Origin of the sequence: Nonomuraea sp. NPDC048892, assembly GCF_040649735.1 — a bacterium.
GTDB lineage: Bacteria > Actinomycetota > Actinomycetes > Streptosporangiales > Streptosporangiaceae > Nonomuraea > Nonomuraea maheshkhaliensis.
Genome location: NZ_JBEZFZ010000001.1, coordinates 125894 through 126154 on the forward strand (window position 1 = coordinate 125894; position 261 = coordinate 126154).

1 protein-coding gene is annotated in these 261 nt (G+C 67.4%); it reads right to left on the reverse strand.

The window, feature by feature from the left end; translation table 11 throughout:
• Positions 1 to 261 (reverse strand): tetratricopeptide repeat protein (locus tag AB0C28_RS00615; protein ID WP_358072435.1); only part of this gene is annotated, 261 nt, incomplete at both ends.

The following is a 261-nucleotide window of genomic DNA, read 5'->3' on the forward strand; positions in this document are numbered from 1 at the left end:
GGAGGGATGGTCAGCGCCCAGCACCCGCACGCTATCGGCGAGCGTGGCCTCCAACAACGAGACGGCCCGGACCAGATCCCCCGCCGACCGGTAGGCAGAAGCAAGGTTGTTACGGGAAATCAAGGTGGAGGGATGGTCAGCGCCCAGCACCCGCACGCTATCGGCGAGCGTGGCCTCCAACAACGAGACGGCCCGGACCAGATCCCCCGCCGACCGGTAGGCGTCGGCCAGGTTGTTGCGGGAGGTCAGGGTAGAAGGGAG